At 46.1% G+C, this 6,387-nt stretch carries 6 protein-coding genes; 2 read left to right on the forward strand and 4 right to left on the reverse strand.

The features are described 5' to 3' along the window. Positions 1 to 424 (reverse strand): dihydrofolate reductase family protein (locus ACTIE6_RS15015; protein WP_439557415.1); only part of this gene is annotated, 424 nt, incomplete at its 3' end. Positions 425 to 711: 287 nt separating this feature from the next. Here ACTIE6_RS15015 and ACTIE6_RS15020 point away from each other — a divergent pair. Both ACTIE6_RS15020 and ACTIE6_RS15025 read left to right on the forward strand, forming a co-directional pair. Beyond that, on the forward strand, positions 712 to 1,206 hold the full coding sequence (locus ACTIE6_RS15020) for a Panacea domain-containing protein (RefSeq protein ID WP_439557416.1): 495 nt from the start codon (positions 712 to 714) through the stop codon (positions 1,204 to 1,206). After that, a complete protein-coding gene (locus ACTIE6_RS15025; protein ID WP_439557417.1) occupies positions 1,203 to 1,655 on the forward strand; it encodes a hypothetical protein in 453 nt (150 codons plus the stop codon). The genes ACTIE6_RS15020 and ACTIE6_RS15025 overlap by 4 nt, the downstream gene beginning before the upstream one ends. Before the next feature lie 106 nt (positions 1,656 to 1,761). On the opposite strand, the gene ACTIE6_RS15030 is transcribed toward ACTIE6_RS15025, so the two are convergent. From ACTIE6_RS15030 to ACTIE6_RS15040, 3 genes are all read right to left on the reverse strand, one after another. Beyond that, positions 1,762 to 3,399: a carboxylesterase/lipase family protein gene (locus ACTIE6_RS15030; protein WP_439557418.1), complete on the reverse strand. Its 1,638-nt coding sequence runs from the start codon at positions 3,397 to 3,399 to the stop codon at positions 1,762 to 1,764. A gap of 186 nt (positions 3,400 to 3,585) precedes the next feature. Continuing rightward, positions 3,586 to 4,170, reverse strand: a complete 585-nt coding sequence (locus tag ACTIE6_RS15035; RefSeq protein ID WP_439557419.1) for a DUF4142 domain-containing protein — start codon at positions 4,168 to 4,170, stop codon at positions 3,586 to 3,588. A gap of 138 nt (positions 4,171 to 4,308) precedes the next feature. Continuing rightward, positions 4,309 to 6,387, reverse strand: a 2,079-nt coding sequence (locus ACTIE6_RS15040) for an FtsX-like permease family protein (RefSeq protein WP_439557420.1), incomplete at its 5' end; no start/stop codon positions are given.

Raw genomic sequence — 6,387 nt, forward strand, 5'->3', positions numbered from 1 at the left:
CGTCGACTAGGCCCAGGTTCATCAGGCTTTTAGCAAGCCCGGGACTGCCGAATATCACCAGATCTTTCCCGGGCTGCTGTTTCAGTTTGTTTATTTCTTCCACTACATTGTCCCTGATCAGCGTGGTATTGTTCCAGTCTGCGCTTTCCAAAGTTGTTGAGAACACGATCTTGGGAATTTCCTGCACCCATTTTGCGTGAGCCAGCGAATTTACGTCTGCATTCGGATCGTTCAGAACTGTGGGCCAGTATCCTTCCATTAAATGGTAAGTGTTTTTGCCATACACCGGCGCGCCCACTGTTTGCACCAGTTCATCGGCAAATTGCCGCAGCTCTTCATTGTACGACAAGAAGCCCAGGCCCCCCTCTTTGTCCCCCGCAAAACCATCCAGCGACATATGCGCAAACAATACCAGCTTTCTCATTTTCAATAAGTTGTTTGTTTCAAAAAGACATTTTTTGTACAAAACTATTTATTGTAAAACTGAAATTAAGCGGGAATTTGGGACAATTGCGAGGGGGATTTGGGGGTTAGCGACAAAAAATAATTACTATATCGCCAACAATCCATTAATAACAATAACTTTGTTTTACAAAATCGGGCTATCATTCTACCGATCAGAATAATACATAAGCCATTTGAAATTTTAAAGAATATTATTTCAAAAGCAACAATACACCGCTAGCACTTATGAGAATTGACGAGAATCGTATGGAGTTAATCAATATTCTCCTGTACGTAATTTCTAAACTTGGCACTGCCGACTACCACAAGATCTTCAAGATACTGTATTTCGCTGAGCAGGAGCATATCAGGCGTTTTGGAAGGAAGCTTCTTAATGACGACTATGTTGCTATGAAGTATGGTCCGGTACCCTCAAATGCGTACGACATCCTTAAAGGTGTTTCGAATGGAGATTGGGCCAATTATTTCAGCCTGGCTGGTGAACATTCATTTAATGCTGTTTCCGAGCCAAATTTAGATTACTTATCAGAGTCAGAGATTTTATGCATTGATAATTCAATCGACTCTTTTGGCAGTCTTACATTCTCGGAACGAACCGACAAATCTCATGATGACGCTTACAATGCTGTCAAGCTTAATCACAAAATTGACATTTTCGAGATTGGCAGAGTTGGCGGCGCCAGTGAAGACACGCTTCACTATCTGCAGGAAAATCTTGAAACCAAAAGAATGTTTAAATGAGCTTGGGGAATTACTTTCCTGAAAGCTTTCGAGGAGAATTCGCTGAGAGAAAGATTGAGGTTGGCTGCGTGATAAGGTTGTTCGTCAACTGGACTGTTCCTCCGAAGGAAAAAAGATTCGTTGTTGTTGCGATTGCAGAAGATCACATCAGCCTGGCAACAGTCTTGATTAATACCATAGTCAATGAGCATGTAAACTTCTCCGATGAATTAAAAAGCCTTCATATACCCATTGATAACACTGGCCGCGAATACCTCCATCATAAATCGTTCATAGATTGTACGGATTTACATGAAGAAAGCGTGGGCTTTATTAAAACAGCACTGCAATCAGATCCCAGGAACTATCTCGGAAAAATGAATGAAGAGGACCTTGCGAAAGTCCACAGATTGATCATGGCTTCCAAGACCATTAAACCGTACAAGAAGAAGAAGTTCGGATTTCAATAAAACAGTTGGTTGCAGAATAAAATGACAAACCTACCGGTTATATAGCAAAAATGCTGCATCCGCTCCCAAAACGAAGCAAATGCAGCATATTCATCAAATCTTTAAACTAGTTCTTCGCAGCCATTTGTTCAAGCAGCAGGTAGCGGCCTCGGTGCTTTTCTGTTTCCAGGCGGCTGTCTACATCCAGGTACATGTACTTTGCATTTTCACCTGCTTTTACGGGGAGCCATTCAGGTAGTCCTTTTCCGTTTGGATTTGCAGTTTTGATAAAGTTCGCGAAGTATTCCTGCATGGTGGCAGATACTTTATGATCTTCCGGGGTCCAGGCGTAAACTTTGTTGTACCCCAAATTACCCATTGCGTACTCGATCTCCGCTGAATGCACTGCGCCTTTTGGCAGCGGCGCTTTTGCCGCAGGCTCTGTACTCTTCGATACGCCGCCAGCCAGGTTTGCAGTTACATTACCGGCTTCCGCGCTCATTGCTGGCCGCGCTCGCGCGTACAAATATCTGTAAACTGGCTTTCCGCCGCCGGTTTTACTTTGCAGGTCAATCCATTTCCAGGTACCATAACCGATAAAACGGTCACCTGCCAGGTCAGTGGCCACTTGCTCCACTTCTGCGTCCGAAGTAGCTGCATACTCTTTCAGAACCTGATCAGCCTGCTCTCCGTAAAGTTTTTGCACGGCTTTCTTATAATTTTCCACAGTCAGCGCCTCTTTGCCCAAAATCATCCGATAGTTCATTTCCTCCGAATTCCATCCTGCCAGCAATGGTACCTGCGACTGCTTTCCTTCCTGGAACGTTTTCAATGGCGGCTCAGTGAAGAAATAACCATCTACTGCAGATGAAAAGCGCGGCACATTTGGCCCGGCTGTTGCTTTCAGCAATTCTTCGGCCGGGATTTCACGCATTTCTGCCAGCGATTTCTTACCTGCTTGCTCGTTGAATTTCGCACCAGCTTCCTCAGCTTGCGCTAGTGGTACCGGCGGCAATGTACCCAGCACAGATCCGCTCTCGCCAATCGCAGCTGCAAACAGATTTTTTGAAAGCGGTGACGCCATCAATGCGCTCACCGACAGAGAACCGGCAGATTCTCCGGCAATGGTCACTTTATTAGGATCTCCTCCGAATGCAGCGATATTCTTCTTCACCCAGGCCAGTGCAGCAGCCTGGTCCAGATACCCGTAGTTACCCGATGCTTTGTTTGGCGATTCCTTAGTCAGATCCTGCGACGCGTAAAAGCCGAATATGCCCAGACGATAGTTGACCGTAAGACTCACAATGCCCTTTTTCGCCATACTCTCGCCGTCATATCGTCCCTCGGAACCGTCACCAGCGACGAAGCCGCCGCCGTAGAAGTACACCAGAACCGGCAGTTTCTCATTGGCGGATTTCGCCGGTGTCCATACATTCAGGTACAAACAATCTTCGCTCATCCCGTCGGACCGGAAACCCATATCCCCGAACACGGCATTCTGCATGGCGCGCGGCCCGAACTTGACCGTTTTGCGAACGCCCTGCCAGTTTTTTACCGGTTGCGGCTCTCGCCAGCGAAACTCACCTACTGGTGGTGCCGCAAATGGAATTCCTTTGAATGCCCGCACACCCGACGTTTCCAGCACGCCTTCTACCGTCCCATTAAGGGTTTTTGCCTGCGGAGCAGATGTGGCACTTTTGGACTGGCCCACAGCAACGTGCATCATTTGCGCAGCCAGCAGCATGGTAATAACAATTGTTTTCATTTGAAAAAAGTAGAGTTAATGCAAATCCTGATCAGCAATGTAGCAATAGTATAATATTAAACTTCATTTAGATAATAATAAGAAAAATTTTCAAAATATCACGAGGCTTACGCATAAGGGAGGCGGGCACCAATAAAAAAGCTGGCAGCCACTACCGCGACTGCCAGCTTCTTATATAAGTATGGATTATTTCGATTTGTCCATTGCTTTTACGTGCTCAGCATGTGCTTTAATGACTGGCAAAGTTTTGTCGATGAAAGCTTTCAGCTCCGCATCTTTTACTTCTTTTTGCGCATCTTCAAAAAGCTTCACGGTTGCGTCATGGTCTTTTTTCATCTGCGCGATATAAGCTTTGTCAAAATCACTTCCTGTTTTCTTACCCAGGTCGGCAGCTGCTTTTTGCTTCTCTTCGTTTGGAGCAGCTGGTAACGTGATGTTTTTGCTCATTGCCAGTGTTTTCAGCTCATCATTTGCTTTGGTATGATCTGTGATCATTTGTTTTGCAAAAGATTTCACTTTCGGGTCGGTTGCTTTTTCCTCAGCGATTTTGCTTAAAGCCACTTCCGCCATTCCACCGTTTGCGGCTTCTACTGCGAATTCTGCATCATCCTCTGCTACTGCCGACGCTGAATCAGTTGCGGCGCCTTCTGCCATTGCTTCGTTTGTACTGTCGGCAAAGTCAGTTGTGTCTGTTGTTTCGGTTGATTTGGACCCGCAGCCCCATAGCATTGCTACGGTTGCGAGTGACATGATTGCTGATGCGATTTTCATGTTAATGGTGTTTTATGTGGTGAACAAATTTACTGTACCAACCAAATTGGCACAGCCTGCACATTTCCATCAAAAAGCGTACCTGCACCTTGAACCAACTTAACATTCATGCGGCAAAAAGCCCGTTACCAATCCAACTCATTCCGTCTTCAATGCTTCCACAGGATTGGACCTCGCCGCTCTGATGGTCTGAAATGCGACTGTGAGCACACCCGTAAGCAACGCGAGAACAGCTGCCAGAATGAAAACAGACCAATGGATATTGACCCGGTTTGCAAAGTCCTGCAGCCACTGCTCCATTCCGTACCAGGCAAGCGGCGAAGCAATTACGGCTGCCACTACTATCAATGAAATGAACTCCCGGGAAAGCAGCAATGCAATACCCGATACCGAGGCGCCCAGTACTTTTCTGATACCGATCTCTTTGGTGCGTTGCCTGACCATCAATGCGGCAAGACTGAATAAACCCAAAGTCGAAATCGCTATCGCCAGCAATGCGAAAGCACTGAAGATGGAAGCCAGACGGTTTTCAGATTCATACAGTTTTTGAAGATTATCGTCAGCAAATGCATACGAAAAGGTATAATCGGGGAAAAACTGTTTCCACACCTTTTCCATATGAGCAATGCTTTCCGGGATATTCTGGTTGTTTACGCGAACATAAGTCGTGGTACTGATCCAGTTTTGCCTTGGTTTGAAGACAAGCAGCGGGCTTGCCTCTTTTAAGGTAGTCACCTGAAAATCCCTGACAACACCGATCACCGTTCCCCGCAACGCGCCCAGCCTGATCACTTCGTTACTCGTATTTTTCAACTTCAATGCTTTGGCAAGACTTTGCGTTATAATGATCGGTCTTTGATACAAGACTTTCACTGCGTCTTTACCATTCGAAGCAGAATAGAGTGAATCATAATTCAGGAAATCACCCGGAAATTGGCTTGAAAAATTCCGGCCGCTCTCCATTTTAATTCCCATTGTTTTGAGGAAATCAGCGTCACCGAACACAAAGCCGAAGTCGAGCCTCCGCGTACTATCGTCTGGATCCGGCATGCTGGATGCATTGCCGATGCTTTTACCCAGATCCAGGTCGGTAAAGCTGGCCGAGATAATGTTGGGATTATCGAGCAGCTTTGCTTTGAATGCATCGGGTTTATTGTCGAGGTGAACTACAGGCAAGAGGATTAAATGATCTTTGTTGAAACCCAGAGGACGGTTATGAAACAGGTTCAGCTGCTGCCACACGATTATGGTTGCCACAACAAGTGCAATGGAAATGCTGAACTGAAAAACGATCAGCACTTTGCGCAGACTGAGATTGATGCGGAGACCGCCATTCTTGTCTTTCAGAATACCAGCAGGTTGGAGGCGGCTCAGGAACATAGCCGGATAAGCGCCCGCCAGCAAGCCAGATCCCAGTGCAATGGCGAGAAAGAGTGAAAGGTTTTGAAACCCAAATAAATCACTCACTGCCAGGTTAACCTGTAACATTTGATTGAAAACAGGCAGCATAACAATCGAGAGAACAATAGCCAGCGCATTTGCAATCATGAAAAACAGGAATGACTCACCGATAAACTGAAACGCAAGCTGAGCGCGGCCACTTCCCAGAGTTTTGCGGATCCCCACTTCTTTCACCCGCTGCAATGCCTGCGCGGTAGTCAGGTTCACATAGTTCATGCAGCCGATCAGCAGAATAAGCAATGCGGCGCAACCGAAAATATAGATGTACCGGATATCGCTCAACTTCATATCAGGTGCATTCAATTTTCCAGCGCGCAAATGAATGTCCGTCAGAGGCAGCAGTTGAATATGCTCAGTCTTAGTCAATTTGTACTTCGCCAGAACAGACTGCATTTTGGCTTCCAGCTTTTCCGCATCTGCATTGGATTTCAGCAGTACGTACTGCGGTAGTGAGCTGTATTGGGTAAAATCGAGTGTTTTCGAGGTAAATGGCTGCGATGCAAATACATCGGTCGTAAAATGCGAATTGGCAGGAATATCTCCTACCACAGCTGTAACTGTATAATAGGTTATGCTGCCGTCATACGATTTCCGGCTGATTGTCTTTCCTATCGCATTTGTGCCGGGAAAAAGTTTGGCTGCGGTTGTACTCGTCAGTACCATACCCGACTCATCCTTCAATGCGGTGGCTTTGTTGCCTTTAATAAAAGGCAGATCGAATACCTCAAAAAAGGTGGGATTAACAAGTGCAAAGTT

The organism is Dyadobacter sp. (assembly GCF_051859145.1).
In the GTDB taxonomy this organism is placed as follows: Bacteria; Bacteroidota; Bacteroidia; order Cytophagales; family Spirosomataceae; genus Dyadobacter.

Excerpts from the sequence above, each read along its gene's own strand:
- ACTIE6_RS15030 (WP_439557418.1), bottom strand. The coding sequence starts at position 3,399 with ATGAAAACAATTGTTATTACCATGCTGCTGGCTGCGCAAATGATGCAC.
- ACTIE6_RS15020 (WP_439557416.1), top strand. The coding sequence starts at position 712 with ATGGAGTTAATCAATATTCTCCTGTACGTAATTTCTAAACTTGGCACT.
- ACTIE6_RS15035 (WP_439557419.1), bottom strand. The coding sequence starts at position 4,170 with ATGAAAATCGCATCAGCAATCATGTCACTCGCAACCGTAGCAATGCTA.
- ACTIE6_RS15025 (WP_439557417.1), top strand. The coding sequence starts at position 1,203 with ATGAGCTTGGGGAATTACTTTCCTGAAAGCTTTCGAGGAGAATTCGCT.